Below are 24,687 nucleotides of genomic sequence, written 5' to 3' on the forward strand. Positions count from 1 at the left end.
TACTTTTTTTGTTACTTGGATATAAACGATAACACTTCTTCATACACCCCTGGCTTCGCAACTAATACGCTACTCTTCTCTACGATAGAAAGTGGCGCTCCGGAGAATGTTGTTACCTTGCCTCCAACTTCCTCTACAATTATCTGTCCCCCACCAAAGTCCCATGGTGATAATCTAGGCGTTACATATGCATCGATTCTTCCAGTTGCAACGTATACCATCTCTAATGCTGCACAGCCATATGATCTCGTGCCTCTTGCTTTCTTAACAAGTGCCATCATACTTTCCATATTAAGCAATGGATTGTCGGTAAGCCATATCGCATTTAAAGCTACAATACCTTGCTCTACAGTACCTTTTTGTAATAAAGGTATTGGTACTTCATTACAAAATGCTCCAGCCCCTTTTAACGCATGATATAATTCATCATGAACTGGATCATAAATAAGTCCAATCTTTCCGATACCGTTCTCATAAATTCCAATTGAAATTGCAAAATTTCTTTTTTGGTGAACAAAGTTCATCGTGCCGTCAATTGGATCAATTAACCAAACAACCCCGTCAGAAGAAGTTACCTCGTCTCCATAGCCCTCTTCACCTAAAATATGATGATGTGGGAATGTTTCTTTAATTTTCCCAATTAAAAACTGCTCTATTTCTCGGTCCATATTTGTTACTAAATCAGCTGCATTTGATTTTGTTTCTATAATAAGTGCTTTTTTCATTGATGCCATTAAACGCTCTCCCGCATCCCGAATCCACTGTTTGGCGTGTGCATCGATGTCTTTCCATACTTCTTGCATGTTTAAACACTCCGATCTATACTGTTCACAGAAAAAACGAACCCTTTATAAGGTTCGCACCAACTAATTTTTTATACATATACTATTATTACGCTTCTAAACGAATCATTTCAAGTCTTAACACTTCTAACTTTTGTACACACTCTTCTTTTTTCTGTTTATCATTTTCCATCATCGCATCATATAAAGTCGCTAATTCATAATCTAGCTCCAAACGTAGCACCGGTATTCTCTTTTCAGCATCTGTTCTCTTTAACGCATTAATCACCTGTCTCATATTATTTGCCTCCTCCCAATATTCGTCTGCCCTCGGACTAGAATTGATTCAATTTTCTGATTTTTTGTTTTATACTATACTATGTTGGATAAATCATCTATGCAACAAAATTATATTTTTTTATTTAAATTTTTTTGTGCTGTTTTTTTTATGAATAGTACAAGCTATGCTAAAATAAAAGCAAAATAGGAGTTGGAGGAACAATCATGACACTACAAACATTCAAATCAACTGATTTTGAGGTCTTTACAGTTGATGGTCTCGAAGAACGAATGAGTGCAATTAAAACGAACATTCATCCTAAGCTAGAAGCTTTAGGGGAACAGTTTGCAGCGTATTTATCCAAACAAACTGATGAGAACTTTTTTTATCATGTAGCAAAACACGCACGTCGCAAAGTCAATCCACCAAACGATACTTGGGTTGCTTTTTCAACAAATAAACGCGGATATAAAATGCTACCACATTTCCAAATTGGATTATGGGGTACTCATGCCTTCATATACTTTGGTTTAATCTATGAGTGTCCACAAAAAGTGGAGACGGCTCACGCCTTCTTAGAACATATAAATGATTTAAAAACAAATATTCCAAATGACTTCGTTTGGTCCATTGACCATACTAAACCAAGTGTAAAATTACATAAAACACTTGAAACAAATGATTTACAAAAGATGATTGAACGTCTAGCTACTGTGAAAAAAGCAGAATTATTAGTTGGTATTCATATATCACCAGAGGAGTTTTCAGCAATGACCAACGAACAATTCCTTGCTAAGATTGAATCTACGATGCAATCACTCCTTCCTTTATATGCACTTTGTAATCGATAGTAGAAAACGGACAATTTATATTGTCCGTTTTTAGTTGTTATCACATTATATCACTTCAGTTTTTATTTTTCAAAATATTTTTTACATTTTCACAAGCTTTTCTTCTTCAATTTCTTTAGCCTTCTGAATCGCACGGTATATAGAATATCCACTTACTTCTTGAAACTCTTTATCAATTTTCTTTTCTTCTGCTTTCGATGGAACAATCTCTTTAAAACGACGATATAAACCCATTAATTCTTCTCTTACAATTCCTTTTTCATATGCTTTCTCAATCGCTTCATAAAACTTCACAATTGTAACCATTTCCTCATTTGACCAATCATAATCTAACGGATATTGATATTCCATTTCGCACCTCATTTATCATTTCTTCTTATTTCAATACGCTATCTTAAAGTGATTTTTTCTACTTCACTATAGCCACTTTGCATTATACACTATTTATTCATTTTAATGGAATTGCCTTCCACTAGAAGTTAGTAGGAAGCTACTATTTAACATACTCACCGTAAAAATATTTTTTGCTATACATCTATAATTATTGGTGATATAATGCTTTTGTTTTATAGAAAATAAAGTGAAGCTCCCATCTCAAAAAAGCTTTTGTGAATGGCAGAAAAACAAGTCTCATTCTAAAAAAGAACGTAACTTTTTTAGAACAAGATTATATAAAACAAACTCTAATAAATATTAAAAAAAGAAGGGGTGTATAGATTGTCCCAATACGAAACACCATTGTTTACCGCTTTAGTTGAGCACAGTAAGCGAAATCCAATTCAATTCCATATTCCAGGGCATAAAAAAGGACAGGGCATGGATCCTGAATTTCGCGAATTTATTGGGCATAATGCATTAGCAATTGATTTAATTAATATTGCGCCGCTCGATGATTTACATCATCCAAAAGGTATGATTAAAGAAGCACAGGATTTAGCAGCCGCTGCATTTGGTGCGGATCATACTTTCTTTTCTATTCAAGGTACAAGTGGCGCAATTATGACAATGGTGATGAGCGTTTGCGGTCCTGGTGACAAAATACTAGTACCACGAAACGTGCATAAATCAGTAATGTCAGCTATTATTTTCTCAGGTGCAAAACCTATTTTCATGCATCCTGAAATTGATCCAAAACTTGGTATTTCACATGGAATCACAATTCAATCTGTCAAAAAGGCACTTGAAGAGCACTCAGATGCGAAAGGCCTACTTGTTATTAACCCAACATACTTTGGCTTTGCTGCGGACTTAGAACAGATTGTACAATTAGCACATTCTTACGATATCCCTGTACTCGTTGATGAGGCTCATGGTGTTCATATTCATTTTCACGATGAACTGCCGATGTCAGCGATGCAAGCCGGTGCAGATATGGCAGCAACAAGTGTTCACAAATTAGGTGGATCTTTAACGCAAAGTTCTATTCTTAATGTAAAAGAAGGCCTTGTGAACGTAAAACATGTTCAATCTATTATTAGCATGCTTACGACTACATCAACGTCTTACATCTTGTTAGCCTCCCTAGATGTTGCTAGAAAACGTCTTGCTACAGAAGGAACGGCACTCATAGAACAAACAATACAATTAGCGGAACAAGTTCGTGATGCTATAAATGATATCGAACATCTTTACTGTCCAGGGAAAGAAATGCTAGGTACGGATGCTACTTTTAACTATGATCCTACAAAGATAATTGTATCTGTAAAAGATTTAGGTATTACAGGCCATCAGGCTGAAGTATGGCTTAGAGAGCAATATAACATTGAAGTAGAGCTCTCAGATTTATACAACATACTATGTCTTGTCACTTTTGGGGATACAGAAAGTGAGACAAATACACTTATTGCAGCATTACAAGATTTATCAGCAACATTTAAAAATAAAGCTGATAAAGGTGTTCAAGTGCAAGTAGAAATTCCAGAAATACCTGTTTTAGCACTTTCTCCTCGAGATGCTTTTTATTCGGAAACAGAAGTCATCCCATTTGAAAATGCAGCAGGTCGTATTATAGCTGATTTCGTTATGGTTTATCCGCCAGGGATTCCAATCTTTACTCCGGGGGAAATTATTACACAAGATAACTTAGAGTATATTCGTAAAAACTTAGAAGCAGGTTTACCTGTACAAGGTCCTGAAGATATGACATTACAAACATTACGCGTGATTAAAGAGTACAAGCCTATCAGTTGATAGGCTTTTCTTTCACCCTTTTGGCCTTTTCTCATACGATATTATGTAATGTAACGTATAGGTGGGGATACTATTATGATTGTAATAGGCCGTTCTATTGTACATCCTTATATCACAAATGAATATGAGCCATTTGCAAATGAGAAACAACAAATTTTATCTATAATGGCAGGAAATCAAGAAATCTATTCCTTCCGAACATCTGGTGAACTCAGCTTTGATCTAAATTTGCGTGTTCATATTATTACTTCTGCATTAGAACTTTTTCAAAGTGGTTTTCAGTTTCGCACATTTCAACAATCTTTTTGTAACCCTCAGTATTGGAAAAGAACATCTCTTGGAGGATTCGAGCTCCTTCCAAACATACCCCCTTCCATTGCCATACAAGATATTTTCAAAAACGGAAAACTATATGGAACTGAATGTGCCACCGCTATGATCATTATTTTTTACAAAGCTTTACTAGCATTATATGAGGAAGAAACCTTCAACCGTCTCTTTGCAAACCTTTTACTTTATACGTGGGACTACGATCAAGATTTAAAGCTCATAACAAAGACGGGTGGCGATCTTGTCCCAGGTGATCTCGTTTACTTTAAAAATCCACTAGTGAACCCAGCTACAATCGAGTGGCAAGGAGAAAATACAATCTATCTAGGAAATTTCTTTTTTTATGGGCATGGCGTAGGTGTAAAAACAAAAGAAGAAATTATATACGCGTTAAATGAGCGACGAGTCCCTTACGCTTTTATTTCCGCTTTCTTAACCGATACTATTACCCGTATCGATAGCCGTCTTATGAGCTACCACGCTTCTCCTAACACACCACAGACATCCATAGGATTTATTCCGATTAGAGATGATGCAATTGTTGCAACAGTTGGCAACACAACTACAGTTTATTAAAAAAAGCACCTACATATGTAGGCGCTTTTTTTATTTAAGCTTTTGAATGTTCTTTATGGTCACAGTCGCAATGAGATCCACATTTCCCGTATAGTACTGTTGATTTTTCATCTTCAAAATGTCCGATTGTTCCTTCACATACTTGGCATACGATTGTTCCCATTTTTCTTTTCCCCCTGAGTTTTAATAGTAATCTATTTATTTATCATTAAGCTTTCGCATTATCTCTACTAGCACAGTCACAATTTGTTCCGCATTTTCCGTAAAGCACTGTCGTTTTTTCATCTTCAAAATGTCCGATTGTTCCTTCACATACTTGGCATACGATTGTTCCCATTTTTCATTTCCCCCTAAGTTTATGGTCCTAAAAACTTTCAGCTGTCCATTTCCTATCAATTATTGGGCTTTTGTATGCTCTGTGTGATCACATCCGCAAGATCCACATTTCCCGTAAAGTACCGTTACTTTCTCATCCTCGAAGTGTGCAATTGTACCTTCACAATCTTGACATACGATTGTTCCCATTTTTCATTTCCCCCTAAGTTTATAATCCCAAAAACTTTTTTGTAACCGCTTAACTTTCTGTCTTTATTTTAATATGTTATACTTTTTGCGTCAATAGGTTTTTAGTATAACACATTAAATATTTTTATTTTAAATTAGTATGCGATATTCAAACAAAAAAACAGCCGTATTTATACGTACGACTGTTTTACATTATTTATTCTTCGTATTCCGCATGCAAAGATGTAGATGGAACTAAAAATGAGAAAAACTGAGCTAACTCAGCTGCTTCCTCTTCTGAACCTAATTTGAACACTTCCTGCAAATGTTGAACATTCTCTACATCATCTCGTCCAAGTAAAGTAGACCTTCCTGTTTGCATGCAAACAATAAGTGGCTTTCCAAAAAACATATTTGTATAAATAACGCCAAAATCATAAGGAGTATCATGTGTCATAAACCCCAAAAATCGTACCTTCACACTTTCATGCTCATCATACAATTTTTCAAACATCGGTTTCCACCTTTCTACATCACCTTTCATTAAGTATATTAAACAAAAAAAGGAATACTCCTTTTAATTGTCAAAAAATTCAGTAGGATGTAGAATGAGAGTATTCTACTAAGTTAGGGGGAACTTATATGCAACATGCCTTTATTACGCTTGTACCTAAATCCAATCAACAATCTGTTTCAATAGATGATATAAAACAACTTTTTCATTATTATAAAACAGTTACTTCCAAAACTGGTGTTCAAATTAATTACGCTTATACAAATACCGCTTTTCCGTATGAAATTTTAGATACATCAGCAACAACATTCAAACTACAATCTACGCACGATCGATATGACTCCATTTATGTTGGTATCGGTATAGAAAAGGAACAAACTTATATTCAAGTTTCTTTACCACCTAATGCAACATTTGGTGATAAAGGAAAAGCAAATGAATTTTGCCGTTTTCTAGCGAAGAAATTAGAAGGAGAGTTGAAATTATTTAATGGAAGAACAATGTATTTCTATAAACGTTAATTTAAAAAATAGAAAATATAATTAAGAAAAGTATGCAATTTGAACACGTAAGGAATAATGCCTGCTTTCTAATTTGCAATACAAAATATGCGATCACATATGCTAAATAAAGAAATACAAAAAATAGAATGACTTTATAATGCAACTTATCACCATTTGACAATGATAATACAACAGAAAAACCACTCCATAATAAAAAATGATAAAATATAACATGTAATATTTTCATGGAACCTTCTCCTTTGACATGCTCTATTTTATTAATATATGGTATTAAGTTTGAATCAATTACATATTACACGAAAGCATATATACGGCTTTTGGATTTATATATGTTTTAACAATTCAATTAAATTATTATATATTCATTCGACAAGTACGTATAAAGACCTTGCAAGCCACTTTTATTATAAAATAAAAAATAGCCCATCTCTTTAAATAAGAGATGGGCTATTTTCATTACTTAAATTATTTTACAATGTGAATTGGCATTCCAAGAGCAACTTCAGCTGCTTCCATTGTGATTTCACCTAATGTTGGGTGAGCGTGGATTGTTTGAGCGATATCTTCTGCTGTCATTCCAGCTTCGATAGCTAAACCAATCTCAGAAATAATATCAGAAGCGCCTGCACCTGCAACTTGAGCACCTACAAGAAGACCATCTTCTTTACGTGTTACAAGTTGTAAGAAACCGTCAGTGCTGTTTAATGATAATGCACGACCGTTAGCAGCGAATGGGAACTTAGATACAGTTACAGTCATTCCAGCTTCTTCAGCTTGTTTCTTAGTGTAACCAACAGATGCTAATTCTGGATCAGTGAAGCATACTGCAGGAATTCCGATGTAATCGATAGCTGACGCATGGCCACTAATTGCTTCTACAGCTACTTTACCTTCGTAAGAAGCTTTGTGAGCTAATGGTGGTCCAGGAACGATATCACCGATTGCATAGATGTTTGGTACATTTGTACGACATTGCTCATCGATTTCGATGATGCCGCGGTCAGTCATTTTAACTCCAACTTGCTCAAGACCGATTTCTTGAGTGTTTGGACGACGACCTACAGTTACTAATACGTAATCTGCTTCTACAGTTTGGATTTCACCTTTAACTTCGAAGCTAACTTTTACGCCAGTTTCTGTTTCTTCAACGCCTTTAGCCATAGCTTTTGTATGGATTGTTACGTTACCTTTTTTCTGTAGAGCACGTTTAACAACAGAGCTCATAGCTTTTTCGAAACCAGCTAAGATTTCGTCGCCAGCTTCTACTACAGTAACTTCTGTACCGAAGTTAGCATATGCAGTACCTAATTCCATACCGATGTAACCGCCGCCGATTACAACAAGTTTTTTAGGAATTTCAGGTAAGCTTAAAGCACCTGTAGAGTTGATAACACGTTTAGAGTATTTGAATCCTGGAATTTCGATTGGTGTAGAACCAGTTGCAAGAACAGCATTTTTAAACGTATAAGTTTGAGCTGCATCTTCAGTCATTACGCGTAATGTGTTAGCATCTACGAAGTAAGCTTCACCGCGAATGATTTCAACTTTGTTACCTTTAAGAAGGCCTTCAACACCGCCAGTTAATTTCTTAACTACGCCGTTTTTCCATTCTTGAACTTTTGTAAAGTCAACTTTTACATTCTCTGCAGTGATACCCATGTCATCAGAATGCATTGCATTCTCATAACGATGACCTGCATTGATTAACGCTTTTGAAGGAATACATCCAACGTTTAAGCATACGCCACCAAGGTTAGCTTTTTCAATGATTGCTACCTTTTGACCTAATTGTGCTGCACGAATTGCCGCAACGTATCCACCAGGACCTGCACCAACAACGACTGTATCTAATTCAATTGGGAAATCTCCTACTACCATTGTTATTACGCCTCCATTACTAATAATTGTGGGTCATTCAATAGACGTTTAATTTGGTTTAATGCTTTTTGAGCAGTTGCACCGTCAATTAAACGATGGTCAAAGCTTAGAGATAATGCTAATACTGGAGCTGCAACGATCTCACCGTTTTTCACAACTGGTTTCTCAGCGATACGACCGATACCAAGGATTGCTACTTCTGGGTGGTTGATAACTGGAGTGAACCATTGTCCACCTGCAGAACCAATGTTTGTAATTGTGCAAGAAGCGCCTTTCATTTCAGCAGGAGCTAAACGACCTTCACGTGCTTTACCAGCAAGATCATTGATCTCGTTAGAAATTGTGAAGATAGACTTGCGATCTGTATCTTTAACAACTGGTACTAATAGACCTTTGTCTGTATCAGCTGCGATACCGATGTTGAAGTAATGTTTATGAACTACTTCTTGAGAAGCATCATCTAAAGAAGTGTTTAACATTGGATATTCACGTAATGCAGATGTTAAAGCTTTAACAACGTATGGAAGGTAAGTTAATTTAATACCTTTGTCAGCTGCAACAGCTTTGAACTTCTTACGGTGAGCAACAAGTTCAGTTACATCTACTTCATCCATTAATGTTACGTGAGGAGCTGTATGTTTAGAGTTAACCATTGCTTTCGCAATTGCTTTACGGATACCACTCATTTTCTCACGAGTTTCTGGATATTCACCAGCTGGGATTGGTTGTGCTTTTGGTGCTTCTTCTTTCGCTGCTGCTGGAGTAGCTTCTACTGCTGCTGGAGCCTCAGTTGCTGCTACCGCTTGTCCACCATTTGCAAATGCATCGATGTCAGCTTTTACGATACGACCGTTCTTACCAGAACCAGCTACTTTATGAATGTCTACGCCGTTTTCACGAGCATATTTACGAACAGATGGCATAGCGATTACGCGCTCATTTACTACTTCTGCAGTTGCTGCTGGAGTAGCTTCAGCTTTAGGAGCTTCTTCTTTTGCTTCTTCAGCTTTAGGAGCTTCGTCATGATCGTCGCCTTTAAATTTAAGGTTTTCGTATCCAGGAGCATCAAATTTAATTAATGTATCTCCAACTACTGCAACCGTACCTTCTTCTACAAGTACTTCAAGTACTTTACCTTTAACAGGAGAAGGAATTTCTACTACTGCTTTATCATTTTGTACTTCAAGAAGTACGTCGTCTTCGTTTACTTCGTCGCCTGGTTTAATAAACCATTTTACGATTTCACCTTCGTGGATACCTTCACCGATATCTGGTAGTTTAAATTCAAATGCCACGGAATTCAGCCCCCTGATTCATTTCTTTATTATGGAATATGGCAAAAGAAATCAGCATGTGCTGATTTCTTTTGCACATGAATAAGTAAAAATTAGAAGTTCATTACTTTGTTAACAGCTTCAACAATATCTTTGTGGTTTGGTAACCATACGCTCTCAGCTTGAGAGAATGGGAATACTGTATCAGCAGCTGCAACACGTACAACTGGAGCTTCTAAGTTTAAGATTGCACGGTCGTTAATTTCCGCTACAACGTTAGCTGCAATACCAGCTTGTTTTTGAGCTTCTTGAACTACAACTACGCGGCCTGTTTTTTCAACAGAAGCGATGATTGTTTCGATATCTAATGGTTGAACTGTACGTAAGTCAACAACTTCTAAAGAGATACCTTCTTTTTCAAGTTCTTCAGCAGCTTTTAATGCAGCGTGAACCATAGCACCGTAAGCGATAACAGATACATCTGTACCTTCACGTTTGATGTCAGCTTTGCCTAAATCAATTGTGTATTCGCCTTCTGGTACATCTTGACGGAATGAACGGTATAATTTCATATGCTCTAAGTAGATAACTGGATCGTTGTCACGAATCGCAGAGATTAAAAGACCTTTTGCATCGTATGGAGTAGATGGAATAACAACTTTTAGACCAGGTTGTTGAGCCACTAAACCTTCTAAGCTATCAGCATGTAGTTCAGGAGTATGAACACCACCACCGAATGGAGAACGAACTGTTACTGGAGCAGTCCAACGTCCACCAGAACGGTAACGCATACGAGCTAATTGACCAGAAATTGAATCCATTACTTCATAAACGAAACCGAAGAATTGGATTTCTGGAACTGGACGGAATCCTTCAAGTGCAAGTCCAACTGCAAGTCCACCAATACCAGACTCTGCAAGTGGAGTATCCATTACACGGTCTTCACCGAATTCAGCTTGTAAACCTTCAGTAGCACGGAATACACCGCCGTTTACACCAACGTCTTCACCAAACACAAGTACGTTAGGGTCATTTTTCATTTCAACGCGTAAAGCATCAGTGATTGCTTGAATCATTGTCATTTGAGCCATGGCTTACTTCGACTCCTTTTCTTTGTAAATTTCATATTGTTCAGCTAAGTTGTAAGGCATTTTTTCGTACATGATTTCCATTAAATCAGTAACTTTTTGTTTTGGAGCTTGGTCAGCCTTAGCAATTGCTTGTTTGATATCTTCTTTTGCTTCTTCGATTACTTTCTCTTCAACTTCTTGAGACCATAGGCCTTTGTTTTCTAAGAATGCACGGAAGCGTACGATTGGATCTTTTTGTTCCCATTCGTTCTCGATATCTTTTGTACGGTAACGAGTTGGGTCATCACCAGCCATTGTATGTGGACCGTAACGGAATGTTAAAGTCTCGATTAAAGTAGGACCTTCGCCATTTACTGCACGCTCACGAGCGAAAGCAGTTGCTGCGTATACAGCTAATGGATCCATACCGTCTACTTGAATTCCGTAAATACCTGCTGCTACTGCTTTTTGTGCTACAGTTTTAGCTGCAGATTGCTTTTCTACTGGAGTAGAGATTGCATAACGGTTGTTTTGTACAACGAAGATTGCTGGAGCTTTGAATGCGCCCGCAAAGTTCATACCTTCGTAGAAGTCACCTTGTGAAGCACCACCGTCACCAGTGTAAGTAATTGCAACAGATTTTTTACCACGTAATTTCATACCTAACGCAACACCAGCAGTTTGGATGATTTGCGCACCGATGATGATTTGTGGAGCAAGTGCATTTACGTTCTCAGGCATTTGGTTACCCATGAAATGTCCACGAGAGAATAAGAATGCTTGGTATAATGGTAAACCGTGCCATACTAATTGTGGCACATCACGATATCCTGGTAAGATGAAATCTTCTGCTTCAAGTGCGAAATGACTTGCTAATTGAGAAGCCTCTTGTCCAGCTGTTGGTGCGTAGAAACCTAAACGTCCTTGACGGTTTAAAGAAATAGAACGTTGATCTAGTACGCGAGTATACACCATACGGCGCATTAATTCTTTTAATTGATCATCAGATAATTCAGGCATAGCTGCTTCATTCACAACTTCGCCTTTTTCATTTAAAATTTGTAATGTTTCAAATTGAGCTGCGATAGCTTTCATTTGCTCATCAACATTAAATAGGGTCTTTTTTGTTTTAGTACCCATTCCGTTCACCTCTTCCTCTCTTGAACCATATTCTGAAACGCTTTCACTATCTATTAGCTAGATGGAAACCGCAACAATGTAAACCAACAAATTTATTTGTCGGTTGAGAATAATTTTGTGTACCTAACAATCTGTACTAATGTTTTTTCAGAAACATATTAATACAATCTTGATCACGTTTTTTAGTTTACAACTATTCTAATTACGATGTCAATTACTTTGAATACGTTTTTTTATAAATAATCTGCAGGTTTCTCCTACACAAACGTGTTTTTATTTTTCACATCTGTATTAGTAAGCATTAACCTACTGTTATATTATTCCCTTTTTAACTTGTTTTTTCTCTTAGAATAATATGTAAACGATTTAATTCCCTTTAGTTTTTCTCTCTTCTTAGCAAAAATATACAAACTCTTCTTCCTTTTATAGGTAATTACCCATACATTTCTACTCTTCCCTCCATACATTATAGTAACCGCAGTATTAGCGGGAAATGATAAAGGAGGTCATCTCATGTACGGATATTCATATTGCTATCCAACTTGTTCATATCCTTCCTACGGTTATGGCGGTTCTTGTGGTGGGTCTGGACGCGGCTTCGCCTTAATCGTTGTGTTGTTTATTCTTTTAATTATCGTTGGTGCTGCTTGCATTCGCTAATGTAAAATGAAACAACTATGGAAAGAAAGAGACGGCTCTGCCGTCTCTTTCTTTTTATTCCTACATAACCGATCTATCTTCCCCTTACTTGCCGATGACTTTTTCCATCTCCTTTGGTAGACTAAAAGGGAAAGGAGAGATTACATATGCTTACAATGAAAGATGTAATTCGCGAAGGAGATCCTATTTTGCGAAACGTTGCAGAAGAGGTAGTACTACCAGCGAGCGAAGAAGATACAAATACTCTTAAAGAAATGATTGAATTTGTAATAAATAGCCAAGATCCTGAAATGGCTGAAAAATATAGTTTACGCCCTGGAATCGGATTAGCGGCTCCGCAAATCGGTATTTCAAAAAGAATGATTGCGGTTCATGTAACAGATACGGACGGTACGTTATATAGTCATGCATTATTCAATCCAAAAATCATTAGCCATTCTGTTGAACGTACATATTTACAAAGTGGTGAAGGCTGTCTATCAGTAGACCGTGAAGTACCTGGTTATGTCCCTCGTTATACAAGAATTACAGTGAAAGCAACTTCTATTAACGGCGAAGAAGTAAAATTACGTTTAAAAGGGTTACCAGCAATTGTATTTCAACATGAAATTGACCATTTAAATGGTGTTATGTTCTATGACCACATTAATAAAGAAAATCCATTTGCCGCTCCTGATGATTCAAAACCTCTGGAGCGATAGTAAAAAAGGCGGAATACACTCTTCCGCCTTTTTACTATATGAAATAGATTCCATATTCACTTATAGCAATCCAGCCCATTTTAAACCGTGATATATACCGTCTTCACTAACATCCTTTGTCACATGATTCGCAAGTTTTTTCAAGTCTTCATGACCATTCCCCATCACAATACCTGTCCCAACTGCTTCAATCATTTCTAAATCATTTAAGCCATCCCCAAATGCATACACTTGTTCACGGTTAAATCCTAATTTTTCAATAAATTTCTCAATCCCTTTTGCCTTAGAACCACCATTTGGAATAATATCCATTGAATACGCATGCCAGCGAATAAAATGAAAGTCTGGGTATTGATTTATAAACTTTTCTTCTTCATTTACTTCACAGAAAAGAAGTGTTTGATAAATATTACGCTTCTCATAAAAATCAGGTTCATATGCCGGATGCTCAAAATGTAAACTGCCAAACCCTTCTTTCACATAATCATGATATTCCACTGATGCTCTCATTTCTTGATGATCAAGATATACAAGCGGATATCCTTCTTGTTTTGCAAACTGAGTAAACTTATGTAGAGCAGCTGGATGTAATGGGTTATTAAATACTACCTCATCTTCAAATACAACGTACTGTCCATTAAAGCTAACATAATTGTGGATATTCAGTTCCTTACGAATATCTTCAAACATAAATGGTGCACGTCCTGTCGCAATTGCTACATGCACGCCTTTTTCTTGTAACTGTCTTACTGCATCTCGTGTAGATTGCGGAATCTTCTTATCATGATCTAATAATGTTCCATCAATATCAAAAAAGACAATTTTATCATTCATTTGTCAAAATCCTTTCTGTTACTCTATATTCCTATTTTGATTATCGCTTTTCAAATGCTAAAAAAAAGTATAACATATTAAACATCTGTGAAGAAAGCGTTCACTTTCTGACCTTATTTATAAAACCTGCATATATATATTAGTAAAAAATGTGGATACTTGTTCGTATGAATTTTCTTTTCTATTCTTTCTCATACTATATCTATAACTAACGGCTACTAATCGTTACTATAGAATAACTTTCTCTGTATGAGAAAAGACAAGATTCAACATTCACTTTTGTCCTCTTTCTTATATCAGAGACGGCGTTTTCACTAGTAATATGCATGTTTAAAATAAGGAAAGGAAGGAGTAATCATGCTGAAGAAGCTGAAGAAAAAGCTGAAGCGTTATTTAAAAGATCTAGTCCGTAAAAAGACGATCGCTTAAATTGTGCCCATTTCGGGCTTTTTCTTCATTCTCATTCGAAAAAACATGAAAATCGTGACTGTTTGCTTTATAATAAGTAACAGATAATGCAAAACATAGACAAGGAGAGGTTTTCCAAATGATTTTTAAAGTATTTTATCAAGAAAAAATGACTGAGGTTCCAGTACGTGAAAATACAAAAGTTTTATATTTAGAGGCTACGTCTGAAAAGGATGTTCGTACAAAATTAAATAAGTTCGCATATAATATCGAATTCGTTCAGTCTGTGACTGGCAATCATCTTGAATATGAAAAAGAAAACGCTGATTTAACATTAGCGGAAATCGTATAGTCATATGAAATTTCTAAAGAATGATCAAGCAGCCGTTTTTGCTTTAGGTGGTCTTGGTGAAATCGGTAAAAATACATATGCTGTTCAATTTCAAGATGAAATTATTATAATTGACGCTGGAATTAAGTTTCCAGAAGACGAACTCCTCGGAATCGATTATGTAATACCAGATTACACTTATTTTGTGCGAAACGAAGATAAAATTAAAGGGTTATTCATTACACATGGTCACGAAGATCATATCGGTGGAATTCCTTACTTATTACGTCAAGTGAACATTCCGATTTATGGCGGAAAATTAGCAATTGCACTAATCAAAAACAAATTAGAAGAGCACGGATTACTTCGTAAAGCAAAGCTTTATGAAATTCAAGAAGATGATGTTATTAAATTTAAAAAGACATCTGTTTCCTTCTTCCGTACAACTCACAGTATCCCAGATTCATACGGAGTTGTTGTGAAAACACCTCAAGGACAAGTGGTTCATACTGGAGATTTCAAATTTGACTTCACACCGGTTGGTGAACCAGCGGACTTAACAAAAATGGCTGAAATCGGAAAAGACGGTGTACTTTGTCTCTTATCTGACAGTACAAACAGTGAAGTTCCAAACTTTACAATGTCTGAGCGCCGTGTTGGTGATAGTATTCAAGATATTTTCCGCAAAGTAGAAGGTCGTATTATCTTCGCAACCTTTGCATCAAATATCCATCGCTTGCAACAAGTCGTTGAAGCGGCTGTTGAAAACAATCGTAAAGTGGCTGTATTTGGCCGAAGTATGGAGGCAGCGATTGAAATCGGACAAAACCTCGGTTATATTCGCTGTCCGAAAGATACATTCATAGATGCATCTCAATTAAATCGTCTACCGGCTAATAAAGTTGTTATTTTATGTACAGGTAGTCAAGGGGAGCCAATGGCAGCACTTTCACGTATTGCTAATGGTACCCATCGTCAAATTCAAATTATTCCTGGCGACACAGTTGTGTTCTCTTCTTCACCAATCCCTGGTAATACAGTTAGTGTAAGCCGTACAATTAATATGTTGTACCGTGCTGGTGCTGATGTAATCCACGGAAAACTGTCAAACATTCATACGAGTGGACACGGTGGACAAGAAGAACAAAAACTAATGCTTCGTCTAATTAAACCGAAGTATTTCATGCCAATTCATGGTGAATATCGTATGCAACGTATGCATATGAAATTAGCAAATGATTGTGGTATTCCAGAAGAAAACTGTTTCATTATGGATAATGGTGATGTTCTTGCCTTACGTTCAGATGAAGCAAGTGTAGCTGGTAAAATACCATCTGGATCTGTTTATATTGACGGAAATGGTATTGGAGATATCGGTAATATCGTATTACGCGATCGTCGTATCCTTTCTGAAGAAGGACTTGTTATTGTCGTCGTAAGCATTGATATGAAAGAATTTAAAGTTGCAGCAGGGCCTGATATTATCTCACGTGGTTTCGTTTATATGCGCGAAAGTAGTGATTTAATTAATGATGCTCAAACATTAATTACAACTCATTTAGAAAAAGTAATGGAACGTAAAACAACGCAATGGTCTGAAATTAAAAATGAAATTACAGATACATTAGCACCATTCCTATATGAGAAAACGAAACGTCGCCCAATGATTTTACCAATCATTATGGAGATATAAGAAAAAAGGACAATACCTTTATGGTATTGTCCTTTTCTCTTATCTTAAAAAGTGCTTGAAACGATCTACTTCATCGTCATGACCAATTACAATTAATATATCTCCCGCTTGAATATTTTCCGTAGCTCGAGGGGATACAATAACTTCTTTACCACGTTTAATCGCTACAATATTCAATCCAAACTTCGCACGAATATCTAATTCGATTAAAGAATGACCATCAATTTTTTTATTTGCAATAATCTCTACAATGCTATGCTCATCTGAAAGCTCAAGATAGTCTAGCACATTACTTGATGCAATATTATTAGCAATCCTTTTTCCCATATCACGCTCTGGGTGCACAATGTGATCTGCTCCTATTTTACTTAATACTTTTTCATGGTAATCATTTTGAGCTTTTACAGTAATATTTTTTACACCTAACTCTTTCAGAATTAATGTTGTTAAAATACTTGAATTTAAATTGTCTCCAATCGCAACGACTACATGATCAAAATTACGAATACCAAGACTTTTTAATACCATCTCATCTGTTGAATCTGCAATTACAGCATGTGAAGCTATATTTGCAAACTCATTAATTTTATCCTCATCTGAGTCAATTGCCATTACTTCCATACCTAATTGAGCAAGTTCCCGACAAATACTTCCACCAAAACGCCCAAGCCCAATGACAGCAAATTCTTTCTCTTTTTCACCCACAGAAATTCCTCCAATAACATCGAATACTATGTATTTTTATTGTAACATACTTTAGATTTGCTACAAAAACCTGTATATCATTCTTTATTTTTGTTTTTGCATATAAAAATACTGTTGTAAATAAAATGCGATACTGAAAATTAACATACCAAATACAAATATGTTTCCAAATGAACTAAACGTTTCAAAAACGAATAATAACGTTTCTTGTCCGAAGAAAGCAAATAATAGTTGTGTGAATGCGAATAGCAATGCCAATATATAATGGTGTTGATGGAATAAATAGTGCGTTGCACCTAAAAAAGCGATAAACGAAAGAATGAAAATCCACCAATTTTCTAAAAACAGTTGCCAATTCGTAAATTGATACCCATTTACTAATATCGCAATAATTGCTATAACCGCCATCGTTGGCACACTCCATAACAATGCACGCCCTCTAAAGAAATGCGTACCTTTTACATCTCCCTTTTCATTTGCAATGTATGTTAGCACGACAGTACTTATATACAACACAGAGAGAATTGTTAAAACAATTATGAGCCAAAAATGCAACTGATAATATTCATGTTCTATATTCGTCACGATAGCAGCTAGCATACACGGTATTAGCATTCCCGTCCAACCATCTACTTTTCTCTCATTCCAAAATACCGTATTACCAATACGAATTCCTAATAGCATAAAAATAATGATACCTAGTACAAATAATGTAGTCTTATTTCCTACTAAGCTCGTTGAAAAAGCAATTAATCCAATAAATAAAAAAAGAACAAACCCATTCATAATTTCTAGTACAGGTGATAAATACCTTTTCACCCAGTTGTATGTCTCTTCATATTCATGATTATTCGCTAAACGGTAGGCATAAAAACTTATCCCAAAATAAACCGCCGCAATAATAACATATGTATATAAAACAAAACATAAAATCGCACTGCTAATCTGCACGTAATTCCCCACCCTTTTTTCTACGTTTCACCTTGATTTTACACACTCTCCACACGAATTGTAAACATATATAAGCTAGTTAACTAATCATCTTCTCAATAAGTGATAATGAATAATGAGCAGCGGCTCAAAACCACTGCTCATTATTTTATCCATTTGTATGCCGATGTGTATCCAAAACAGATATAAAAGATGTTTTCACCTTGGAACTAACGAATACCCACTTTAAATTGTTACAAAGTTGGCGAGCAAATTTACTTTCTAGTTCCCTTCCACTTTACATATTGATCTAAAAATACGATAGCTTTCTCAATAGCCTCTTCATCTGGCTTTAATTTTGCATGATGTAAACCATATTCTGAATTTACTCCAAGCCAAAACATAAATCCAGGAATCTCTTGAAGCATATAACCAAAATCTTCACCTGTCATTGCCTCAGTGCATGTAATTACTTTCATATCAGTTTGTTCACTTACAAATTGCATAAACTCTCTCGTTAATGCTTCATGGTTGTATACTTGGTGATACATCGCTCCGTAGTCAATAACCGCTTCACATTGGAAGGAAGCTTCTATACCTGCAACAATTGCCTCAATCCTACTTTTAACACGACTCATTGATTCCACTGATAACGTTCGAATCGTTCCTTCTAATCGAGACTTTTCTGCTATGATATTTTGAACTGTACCGCCTGTTATTTTTCCGATTGTAATTACTGCACTATCAAGTGGGTTTACATTACGACTAATAACAGACTGAAGCTGTGTAACAAGGTGACTAGCTGCGACAATCATATCATTTGCAGTATGAGGATAAGCTGCATGTCCACCTTTCCCCTTTAAATCAACATATAACTCTGATGTATTTGCAAATAATAGCCCCTCTTTTGTAGCAATTGTTCCTACAGGGTATTCAGGTGCAATATGAAGGCCGAGAATAATATTCGGCTTCCATTCTTTTAACTCTTCACTCTCTAACATAGGAAGAGCCCCTCCAGGCCCTTCTTCAGCTGGTTGGAATAGAAATACAAGGTCATCATCTATTCTTTCTGTTACAGCTGTTGTTAGGAGGCCTAAACCGATTGCCGTATGTAAGTCATGTCCACATGCATGCATCATTCCTTCATGAACAGAAGCGAACTCATATCCAGTTTCCTCTGTAATTGGTAAACCGTCTATATCTGCGCGATAACCTATAACTTTTTCTGGATTTCTTCCCTTTACTTTAACAATGACACCTGTTCTCCATACTTTCACTTCCACATGTTCATTCGAAAGCGTTCCTATGTAATCTAAAATATACTGTTGTGTTTTCCACTCTTTAAATCCAATTTCTGGTATTTTGTGTAAGTCTCTACGAATTTGAACGAATTTGCTTACTACCATTTTTGCACCTCTATCTATAAAAAGCGTAAGAGCCTGTTTATGCTCTTACGCTTTTTTGTTTTTATTTCTCTGGGTTTAATTGACGAAGCTCTTGTTTAATTTCAGTTTTTGCTTTTGTCTTCTCATCAATCTCTTTAATTACACGTGCTGGAGTACCTGCTACAACTGTATATGGAGGTACATCTTCTGTTACAACAGCTCCTGCTGCTACAACTGCACCTTTACCTACTGTAACTCCCTCTAACACAACTACGTTAGCACCAATAACAACATCGTCTTCAACGATAACTGGTTTTGCTGAAGGTGGCTCAATAACACCTGCAAGTACTGCGCCTGCACCTACGTGACAGTTCTTACCAACAGTTGCACGTCCACCAAGTACCGCGTTCATGTCGATCATAGACCCTTCACCAATTACAGCACCGATATTAATTGTTGCATTCATCATAATAACAGCGTTATCGCCGATTTCAACGTGGTCACGAATAATCGCACCTGGCTCAATACGAGCTTTAATACCTTTTAAATCAAGCATTGGAATTGCAGAATTACGACGGTCATTTTCAACAACGTAATCAACAATGTACTTGCTATTTTCATCTAGAATTGTCTTAATTTCAGACCATTCTCCAAATAATACACCAGACTTTTTATTTACAAATGCTTGTACCGTTTCAGGGAATGTTACTTCTTTTAAATCCCCTTTTATGTATACCTTTACAGGAGTTTTCTTTTCACTTTTTTGAATAAACGAAATAATTTCGTTAGCGTCCATCATTTTCATTCTTGTTGCCTCCTAAATCCATTTATAATGTTACTCTACCAAACGATAGGGCGAGTAGCAAGATAATAATCCTATTTTTCCATTTGAATTTCTTCTATAATTTCTAAAAATGCTTGTACTTGCTTCAATTGTCTAGCTGATTCACTCGTCAATAACCATGTTTCTCTCGTTAATTGGACAGGTGTTTTATACATATTTTCCTGTACTTCTTTTAAAACAGTAGAAGGTAAAAGAGCATAACCTATACCATTTAAAACGAGTTGTTTGCAAGTCTCAATTTGATCAACGACAATTGTTCTCTTAGGTGGATTAGAAAATAAACCATACCACCAATTTTGTATTTGTCCATAATAAGTCGAATCACTTTTAAATTGAATAAATGGTCTATTTGTTTCTTTTAACATCGAAATATCTTTTATTTCTTTATCCACTAAATAAAGTTCATCTTCAAATAATTGTTGCTTCTGGCCTTTATATTCTTGTGTTCCTCTCAATATAGCAACATGAACGTCTCCTTCATAAAATTGCTTTTGCACTTCACTACTCCAGCCAGTAAACAGCGATATTTTTACAGAAGGATATTTATGTACAAACTTCTTCAAAACAGGAGGAAGCCAATATTGACCAATAACTGATGCGACAGCTATTTTTAACGTCCCATGAGTTTCTGTTCTAAAAACAGCTAGCTCACTTTTAATATCCTCTTCCCTTTGTAGCATTTCTTTTGCGTAATTTGCGACTTTTTCCCCTTCAGGTGTAATTGTCAATCCTTTTTGCGAGCGAATAAAAAACTTCATTCCCCATTGTTTCTCCATAGATTGTAATCGTTGACTAAGCGCAGGTTGTGAAACAAATAAACGTTCCGCCGCTTTTCTCATATTTGATTCCTGTGCTAACACAACCATCATTTGAAAATCATCAATTTGCAACTTTCTCCCTCTTTCCTTAGCTTCCATACACCTTATCTCAATAAGCTTTTCATCCTTAATTTAACTACATACGCTTATATTTTTTATCTTTTTAAATATAATACATACACAACTGATATGCACGAAAAAAAAGTGACTTCTTCGGTTCTATGAAGTCACTTTTCTCACATTATCGATTATGTTGCCTTACTTTTTTATTCAACAATTTTAAAATCGCTCGACGTGTTAAAATCCCCTCAAAATACCCATCTTCATTGACAGCGCAAATAAATGGATGATCAATAGTCATTTCTAATGCTTTTGCAAATGAATCTTCTAACTTAAGAACCGGAATATCTTTCTTCATTACTTGCTCTACTTTCATTTCGTCAAGTCTTTCAAACTCAATGCGTTCTAGCCCTAACATACCGTCTAAAATCATAGCAGTACTAATTAACCCATGCAATTTGTACATCGGGTCCAAAACAGGTATCGCCGAATATCCAGATTTCACAAGTACGAGTAAAGCATGCTCTAAACCATTCCCTATTTGGACGTGTGCTACTTTTTCTGATGAAATCATTAAATCTTTTACAAAAATTTGTTGAAACTCGTCTTTTGGAATACTAATCATATTACATCCCCCATTTTCCCTTTTTCCTGCTTATAATTACCGGCTCTATTCACATTTTATGACAGCGTTTTCACATTATTATTTTGTCCTTACATTCTTTCAGTAAAAAACAAAATTACACAGCTATTTTAGCATATAACACAAAAAAAAGACTACCATTCCGGTAGCGCTTAATACCCTTTATTTTTTAATCTGTAAAATAACCTTGTGATTTTTTTATATTGCATCACGTCTGTCTTTTTTAAACCATTCTCGATATCTGTAAGTTCCACAGCTAAAATTTCACTCGCATAATTTTGCTGAAATAAAATATCTAGTAACAAACTTTCCTCTTCTTCCGTTAAAACAAATTCCCTTTTCATATACCCCTCTCCTTATACTCGCATCGTTACCATTATTATATAAAATTTTCAGCCTATTTAATAGATGTAATATTCAGTTTTTAGTGAAAGAAATATATAAATTGTTTTTATTTCGTATATCGATTTGCATAACTAAACGCCGCATAAGCATCTGGCTTAATTTTTGCAGTTAATCCCATCGCTTGAATTTTCGCTGTCATATCTAGAATAAATTCTTTTGTTAAACCATCATTTCCGATATCTAAGTGAATCTCCATTATAAAACCAGCACCATCTTGAGCATATGGATGCAATAAATCCCATATTGTTTGTATATGATTTGGAGTAAATAGGCATGCAATTTCTTGACTAAACTGCGTCTCTAAATATATTTTCTCACGTAAAGTTTCTGGCTTATCTTTTACTGATTGATGGTGTAAACACCCCCAGGCTCCTTTTCCAACGCGATGAATATGAATTGCCGTAATAAACCTCGTATCCTTTTGATGTGCTTGTGAGTCTGTCCCAATGGATAAACGATATAAATTTCGCGGATCCTTTTCAATGAAATTACAAATACGGGTAAAGACCATATCAAAATTTAAATGTCTCTCTGAAACATTATAAAATTTATGTTCACCGGCCACATAGTCACGTCCTTTCAATTAGACAGACTTTTCGTATTCTCATTGTATGGGACAAAAACCAAAATTATAACTCCCTACCCTTTATTCGTTTCAATATTCCGAATTACATATTGGCAAACTTGGCACGTATAAATTACGTTTTGATTCGATTGAGCCGTTAGTACATGAATAATCTCAGCAGAATTGTGACAATTAGGACAAATCACAACTGGTAAACGTTCCATATAACACACCTCCTCACTATTTTCATCCCGCTATTTACTATCCGTCCTCAATTGGTGATGGATAATAAGCTGTATAGGACGAAGAAACCCTACTAATTACACTTTCACTTTATTACCATTGTAGGAAAAATAAAAAATCCTTATACATATATACTAAAAGTAATAGAACTAAAAAAGGTGTTGCCCTATGGCAACACCTTTTTTATATGTATCAAGAAATGATATCGTAAATCTCAATTGCAACCATGTCGATATTATCGAATTGATACACTTGAGGTTTTTCACCTTGTTGATACACTTCTAACTCATACATTTCACTTTTATCGAAAAATTTCACGCTACATTTGCGCTCACCGTTCACTTCAAAATAGCGTTGTGCTACTTCACCGCTTTCAGCTTGTTCTTGTAGACTAACAAGTCGAGTTAAAATTCCTTGGAGTAGAGACATGAAATCTCTCCTTTCTCTGATCTTCCTACCAATAGGTTTTACAGCTATACTCATTCTATCCGTCATAACAGAAAAAATGTTCCACACTCTAGGATAAAGGTTATTGGCCAGAAACTCAACTAAAAATTTGTCGAAATACGAAGGAAAAAACAGAAAGAACATCTTTTCCCTTCTTTATTGCGATTTTTATACTGGAAGAATATAATAAAAAACAGGAAAAAGGAGGAATTGCAATGAAAAAAATTGAGGTTTACACACAACCTGATTGTCCGCCATGTGTTATTGTGAAAGAATTTTTAAAGCATAATAACGTTGTATACGAAGAATTTGACGTAAAAAAAGACGCCGCTGCTCGCAATCGTCTTTTATATGACTATGATTCTTATTCAACTCCGACGGTTGTAATTGATGGAGAAGTTGTTGCTGGTTTTCAAATTGAAAAATTACAACAACTTCTTAATATAGAATAGGAATAGGTAAAGACCTATTCCTATTTTTATCCCGCTATATTTTGGAAGTATGCATCTGATTGTGGCAAGTTCATATTAAACAGGATATGCCCTGATTAAAGTTTCACTTTATAATTGTTGTAACCTTTTTATTTCAGTTAAAAGTTCTTGGCTTTCATGATATCCGGCCAATTTCCATTTCCCTTGATCTCTTTGCAATGTTACAATTTGATATTGTCCACTTTTCGCCCGCTCATAAACATATAAAATTTTATGCTCTTCATCATATGACATTTTCGTTTCTGAATTAAAAGAAAATGGCGCTTCTTTTGCTGGAAGTAAATATTCACCACTTTGTTTATCACTTCTACTATTTTCATCTGTAAATACTTGAAGGAAATTCTCTGTAAAATATGGTGATAACGTTTCTATCATCTTATTCATCGGCAAACGCTTCCCACGAATTGAAAATTGGCTTTCATAGCCTTTTTGTATCGTTACAAACACTTCTTTCCGATCGACTTTCACTTCCTCTTTTCCTAAAACAGTTGTAACACTATAACCAACTAGAAAGGCAACACATACAAATAGAACTAACCATATTCCATATTTCCTCATTTTTTCACCTTCCTTTTTAGAAAACTTGTCTTTGTAGTATTCATTGTAACAAT

General features: G+C 35.7%; 33 protein-coding genes. 9 read left to right on the forward strand and 24 right to left on the reverse strand.

Annotated features, from left to right (window positions below):
- Window positions 1-11 precede the first annotated feature (11 nt).
- Complete coding sequence (locus tag ACTFRN_RS02450) at window positions 12-803, reverse strand: inositol monophosphatase family protein (RefSeq protein WP_001158698.1); 792 nt, start codon at window positions 801-803, stop codon at window positions 12-14.
- An 88-nt stretch (window positions 804-891) separates the two neighbouring features.
- Window positions 892-1,080 (reverse strand): hypothetical protein, encoded by a 189-nt coding sequence (locus ACTFRN_RS02455; protein WP_001250168.1) that lies wholly within the window; start codon window positions 1,078-1,080, stop codon window positions 892-894.
- A 206-nt stretch (window positions 1,081-1,286) separates the two neighbouring features.
- Between ACTFRN_RS02455 and ACTFRN_RS02460 the strand changes: the two genes are divergently transcribed.
- A complete protein-coding gene (locus ACTFRN_RS02460) occupies window positions 1,287-1,913 on the forward strand; it encodes a YktB family protein (protein ID WP_000175082.1) in 627 nt (208 codons plus the stop codon).
- Window positions 1,914-1,994: 81 nt separating this feature from the next.
- On the opposite strand, the gene ACTFRN_RS02465 is transcribed toward ACTFRN_RS02460, so the two are convergent.
- Window positions 1,995-2,264, reverse strand: coding sequence for a UPF0223 family protein (locus ACTFRN_RS02465; RefSeq protein ID WP_000456556.1), 270 nt, complete (start codon window positions 2,262-2,264; stop codon window positions 1,995-1,997).
- 366 nt (window positions 2,265-2,630) lie between these two features.
- Here ACTFRN_RS02465 and speA point away from each other — a divergent pair, with 366 nt between their 5' ends.
- Window positions 2,631-4,103 carry an arginine decarboxylase gene (speA, locus tag ACTFRN_RS02470; protein WP_000084887.1) on the forward strand — a complete coding sequence of 491 codons (1,473 nt, stop codon included), beginning with the start codon at window positions 2,631-2,633 and terminating at the stop codon, window positions 4,101-4,103.
- 75 nt (window positions 4,104-4,178) lie between these two features.
- Window positions 4,179-5,009 (forward strand): protein-glutamine gamma-glutamyltransferase, encoded by an 831-nt coding sequence (locus tag ACTFRN_RS02475; protein WP_088106430.1) that lies wholly within the window; start codon window positions 4,179-4,181, stop codon window positions 5,007-5,009.
- 34 nt (window positions 5,010-5,043) lie between these two features.
- Here the strand turns inward: ACTFRN_RS02475 and ACTFRN_RS02480 are convergent, their stop codons facing one another.
- The 4 genes from ACTFRN_RS02480 to ACTFRN_RS02495 form a co-directional block, all read right to left on the reverse strand.
- The gene (locus ACTFRN_RS02480) at window positions 5,044-5,172 is read right to left on the reverse strand and encodes a GapA-binding peptide SR1P (RefSeq protein WP_000536793.1); all 129 of its coding nucleotides are present in this window, start codon (window positions 5,170-5,172) and stop codon (window positions 5,044-5,046) included.
- Window positions 5,173-5,217: 45 nt separating this feature from the next.
- Window positions 5,218-5,346 (reverse strand): GapA-binding peptide SR1P, encoded by a 129-nt coding sequence (locus ACTFRN_RS02485; protein ID WP_000536805.1) that lies wholly within the window; start codon window positions 5,344-5,346, stop codon window positions 5,218-5,220.
- 59 nt (window positions 5,347-5,405) lie between these two features.
- A complete protein-coding gene (locus ACTFRN_RS02490) occupies window positions 5,406-5,534 on the reverse strand; it encodes a GapA-binding peptide SR1P (RefSeq protein WP_000536778.1) in 129 nt (42 codons plus the stop codon).
- Between the two features lie 196 nt (window positions 5,535-5,730).
- A complete protein-coding gene (locus ACTFRN_RS02495; RefSeq protein WP_088106472.1) occupies window positions 5,731-6,027 on the reverse strand; it encodes a DUF3055 domain-containing protein in 297 nt (98 codons plus the stop codon).
- A 128-nt stretch (window positions 6,028-6,155) separates the two neighbouring features.
- Between ACTFRN_RS02495 and ACTFRN_RS02500 the strand changes: the two genes are divergently transcribed.
- Window positions 6,156-6,548: a DUF1885 family protein gene (locus tag ACTFRN_RS02500; RefSeq protein ID WP_074567403.1), complete on the forward strand. Its 393-nt coding sequence runs from the start codon at window positions 6,156-6,158 to the stop codon at window positions 6,546-6,548.
- Between the two features lies 1 nt (window position 6,549).
- On the opposite strand, the gene ACTFRN_RS02505 is transcribed toward ACTFRN_RS02500, so the two are convergent.
- The 5 genes from ACTFRN_RS02505 to pdhA form a co-directional block, all read right to left on the reverse strand.
- Window positions 6,550-6,777, reverse strand: a complete 228-nt coding sequence (locus tag ACTFRN_RS02505; protein ID WP_000697468.1) for a hypothetical protein — start codon at window positions 6,775-6,777, stop codon at window positions 6,550-6,552.
- A 239-nt stretch (window positions 6,778-7,016) separates the two neighbouring features.
- Window positions 7,017-8,429: a dihydrolipoyl dehydrogenase gene (gene lpdA / locus ACTFRN_RS02510; RefSeq protein ID WP_000260111.1), complete on the reverse strand. Its 1,413-nt coding sequence runs from the start codon at window positions 8,427-8,429 to the stop codon at window positions 7,017-7,019.
- Window positions 8,430-8,434: 5 nt separating this feature from the next.
- Complete coding sequence (pdhC, locus tag ACTFRN_RS02515) at window positions 8,435-9,724, reverse strand: pyruvate dehydrogenase complex dihydrolipoyllysine-residue acetyltransferase (RefSeq protein ID WP_000863427.1); 1,290 nt, start codon at window positions 9,722-9,724, stop codon at window positions 8,435-8,437.
- A gap of 92 nt (window positions 9,725-9,816) precedes the next feature.
- Window positions 9,817-10,794 (reverse strand): pyruvate dehydrogenase complex E1 component subunit beta, encoded by a 978-nt coding sequence (gene pdhB, locus ACTFRN_RS02520; protein WP_000068166.1) that lies wholly within the window; start codon window positions 10,792-10,794, stop codon window positions 9,817-9,819.
- 3 nt (window positions 10,795-10,797) lie between these two features.
- Window positions 10,798-11,913, reverse strand: coding sequence for a pyruvate dehydrogenase E1 component subunit alpha (pdhA, locus tag ACTFRN_RS02525; RefSeq protein WP_000536893.1), 1,116 nt, complete (start codon window positions 11,911-11,913; stop codon window positions 10,798-10,800).
- A 513-nt stretch (window positions 11,914-12,426) separates the two neighbouring features.
- Between pdhA and ACTFRN_RS02530 the strand changes: the two genes are divergently transcribed.
- Window positions 12,427-12,573, forward strand: coding sequence for a YjcZ family sporulation protein (locus ACTFRN_RS02530; RefSeq protein WP_000274562.1), 147 nt, complete (start codon window positions 12,427-12,429; stop codon window positions 12,571-12,573).
- Between the two features lie 146 nt (window positions 12,574-12,719).
- Window positions 12,720-13,274, forward strand: coding sequence for a peptide deformylase (def, locus tag ACTFRN_RS02535; protein ID WP_000957059.1), 555 nt, complete (start codon window positions 12,720-12,722; stop codon window positions 13,272-13,274).
- Between the two features lie 60 nt (window positions 13,275-13,334).
- Here def and ACTFRN_RS02540 read toward each other — a convergent pair whose 3' ends face one another.
- A complete protein-coding gene (locus ACTFRN_RS02540) occupies window positions 13,335-14,108 on the reverse strand; it encodes a Cof-type HAD-IIB family hydrolase (protein ID WP_000998288.1) in 774 nt (257 codons plus the stop codon).
- Window positions 14,109-14,655: 547 nt separating this feature from the next.
- Here ACTFRN_RS02540 and ACTFRN_RS02545 point away from each other — a divergent pair.
- Together ACTFRN_RS02545 and rnjA are read left to right on the forward strand one after the other, a co-directional pair.
- Window positions 14,656-14,868, forward strand: coding sequence for a DNA-dependent RNA polymerase subunit epsilon (locus ACTFRN_RS02545; protein ID WP_000576444.1), 213 nt, complete (start codon window positions 14,656-14,658; stop codon window positions 14,866-14,868).
- Between the two features lie 4 nt (window positions 14,869-14,872).
- Window positions 14,873-16,540 carry a ribonuclease J1 gene (rnjA, locus tag ACTFRN_RS02550; protein ID WP_000670369.1) on the forward strand — a complete coding sequence of 556 codons (1,668 nt, stop codon included), beginning with the start codon at window positions 14,873-14,875 and terminating at the stop codon, window positions 16,538-16,540.
- Window positions 16,541-16,579: 39 nt separating this feature from the next.
- Here rnjA and ACTFRN_RS02555 read toward each other — a convergent pair whose 3' ends face one another.
- The 10 genes from ACTFRN_RS02555 to ACTFRN_RS02600 all read right to left on the reverse strand — a co-directional run bounded on the left by ACTFRN_RS02555 (window position 16,580) and on the right by ACTFRN_RS02600 (window position 23,567).
- The gene (locus ACTFRN_RS02555; RefSeq protein WP_000504032.1) at window positions 16,580-17,245 is read right to left on the reverse strand and encodes a potassium channel family protein; all 666 of its coding nucleotides are present in this window, start codon (window positions 17,243-17,245) and stop codon (window positions 16,580-16,582) included.
- Between the two features lie 84 nt (window positions 17,246-17,329).
- Window positions 17,330-18,196 (reverse strand): hypothetical protein, encoded by an 867-nt coding sequence (locus tag ACTFRN_RS02560; RefSeq protein WP_001167328.1) that lies wholly within the window; start codon window positions 18,194-18,196, stop codon window positions 17,330-17,332.
- Window positions 18,197-18,450: 254 nt separating this feature from the next.
- On the reverse strand, window positions 18,451-19,581 hold the full coding sequence (locus ACTFRN_RS02565) for an N-acetyldiaminopimelate deacetylase (RefSeq protein ID WP_074567404.1): 1,131 nt from the start codon (window positions 19,579-19,581) through the stop codon (window positions 18,451-18,453).
- 61 nt (window positions 19,582-19,642) lie between these two features.
- Window positions 19,643-20,365 (reverse strand): 2,3,4,5-tetrahydropyridine-2,6-dicarboxylate N-acetyltransferase, encoded by a 723-nt coding sequence (dapD, locus tag ACTFRN_RS02570; RefSeq protein WP_000783248.1) that lies wholly within the window; start codon window positions 20,363-20,365, stop codon window positions 19,643-19,645.
- Between the two features lie 71 nt (window positions 20,366-20,436).
- Complete coding sequence (locus ACTFRN_RS02575) at window positions 20,437-21,321, reverse strand: LysR family transcriptional regulator (RefSeq protein WP_001984809.1); 885 nt, start codon at window positions 21,319-21,321, stop codon at window positions 20,437-20,439.
- 142 nt (window positions 21,322-21,463) lie between these two features.
- On the reverse strand, window positions 21,464-21,907 hold the full coding sequence (gene cbpB / locus ACTFRN_RS02580) for a cyclic-di-AMP-binding protein CbpB (protein ID WP_000623566.1): 444 nt from the start codon (window positions 21,905-21,907) through the stop codon (window positions 21,464-21,466).
- 170 nt (window positions 21,908-22,077) lie between these two features.
- Window positions 22,078-22,269, reverse strand: coding sequence for an antirepressor AbbA (gene abbA, locus ACTFRN_RS02585; RefSeq protein ID WP_000817794.1), 192 nt, complete (start codon window positions 22,267-22,269; stop codon window positions 22,078-22,080).
- Between the two features lie 107 nt (window positions 22,270-22,376).
- The gene (locus tag ACTFRN_RS02590) at window positions 22,377-22,895 is read right to left on the reverse strand and encodes a ribonuclease H-like YkuK family protein (protein WP_000896651.1); all 519 of its coding nucleotides are present in this window, start codon (window positions 22,893-22,895) and stop codon (window positions 22,377-22,379) included.
- A gap of 74 nt (window positions 22,896-22,969) precedes the next feature.
- A complete protein-coding gene (locus ACTFRN_RS02595) occupies window positions 22,970-23,119 on the reverse strand; it encodes a hypothetical protein (protein ID WP_000440538.1) in 150 nt (49 codons plus the stop codon).
- A gap of 211 nt (window positions 23,120-23,330) precedes the next feature.
- Window positions 23,331-23,567 (reverse strand): YkuJ family protein, encoded by a 237-nt coding sequence (locus ACTFRN_RS02600; RefSeq protein WP_000055151.1) that lies wholly within the window; start codon window positions 23,565-23,567, stop codon window positions 23,331-23,333.
- Between the two features lie 233 nt (window positions 23,568-23,800).
- Between ACTFRN_RS02600 and ACTFRN_RS02605 the strand changes: the two genes are divergently transcribed.
- The gene (locus tag ACTFRN_RS02605; RefSeq protein WP_000717880.1) at window positions 23,801-24,037 is read left to right on the forward strand and encodes a glutaredoxin family protein; all 237 of its coding nucleotides are present in this window, start codon (window positions 23,801-23,803) and stop codon (window positions 24,035-24,037) included.
- Window positions 24,038-24,145: 108 nt separating this feature from the next.
- Here the strand turns inward: ACTFRN_RS02605 and ACTFRN_RS02610 are convergent, their stop codons facing one another.
- A complete protein-coding gene (locus ACTFRN_RS02610; RefSeq protein ID WP_001233820.1) occupies window positions 24,146-24,634 on the reverse strand; it encodes a DUF3993 domain-containing protein in 489 nt (162 codons plus the stop codon).
- Window positions 24,635-24,687 lie beyond the last annotated feature (53 nt).

This window comes from Bacillus cereus group sp. MYBK245-2 (assembly GCF_051916145.1).
Taxonomy (GTDB): Bacteria; Bacillota; Bacilli; order Bacillales; family Bacillaceae_G; genus Bacillus_A; species Bacillus_A pacificus.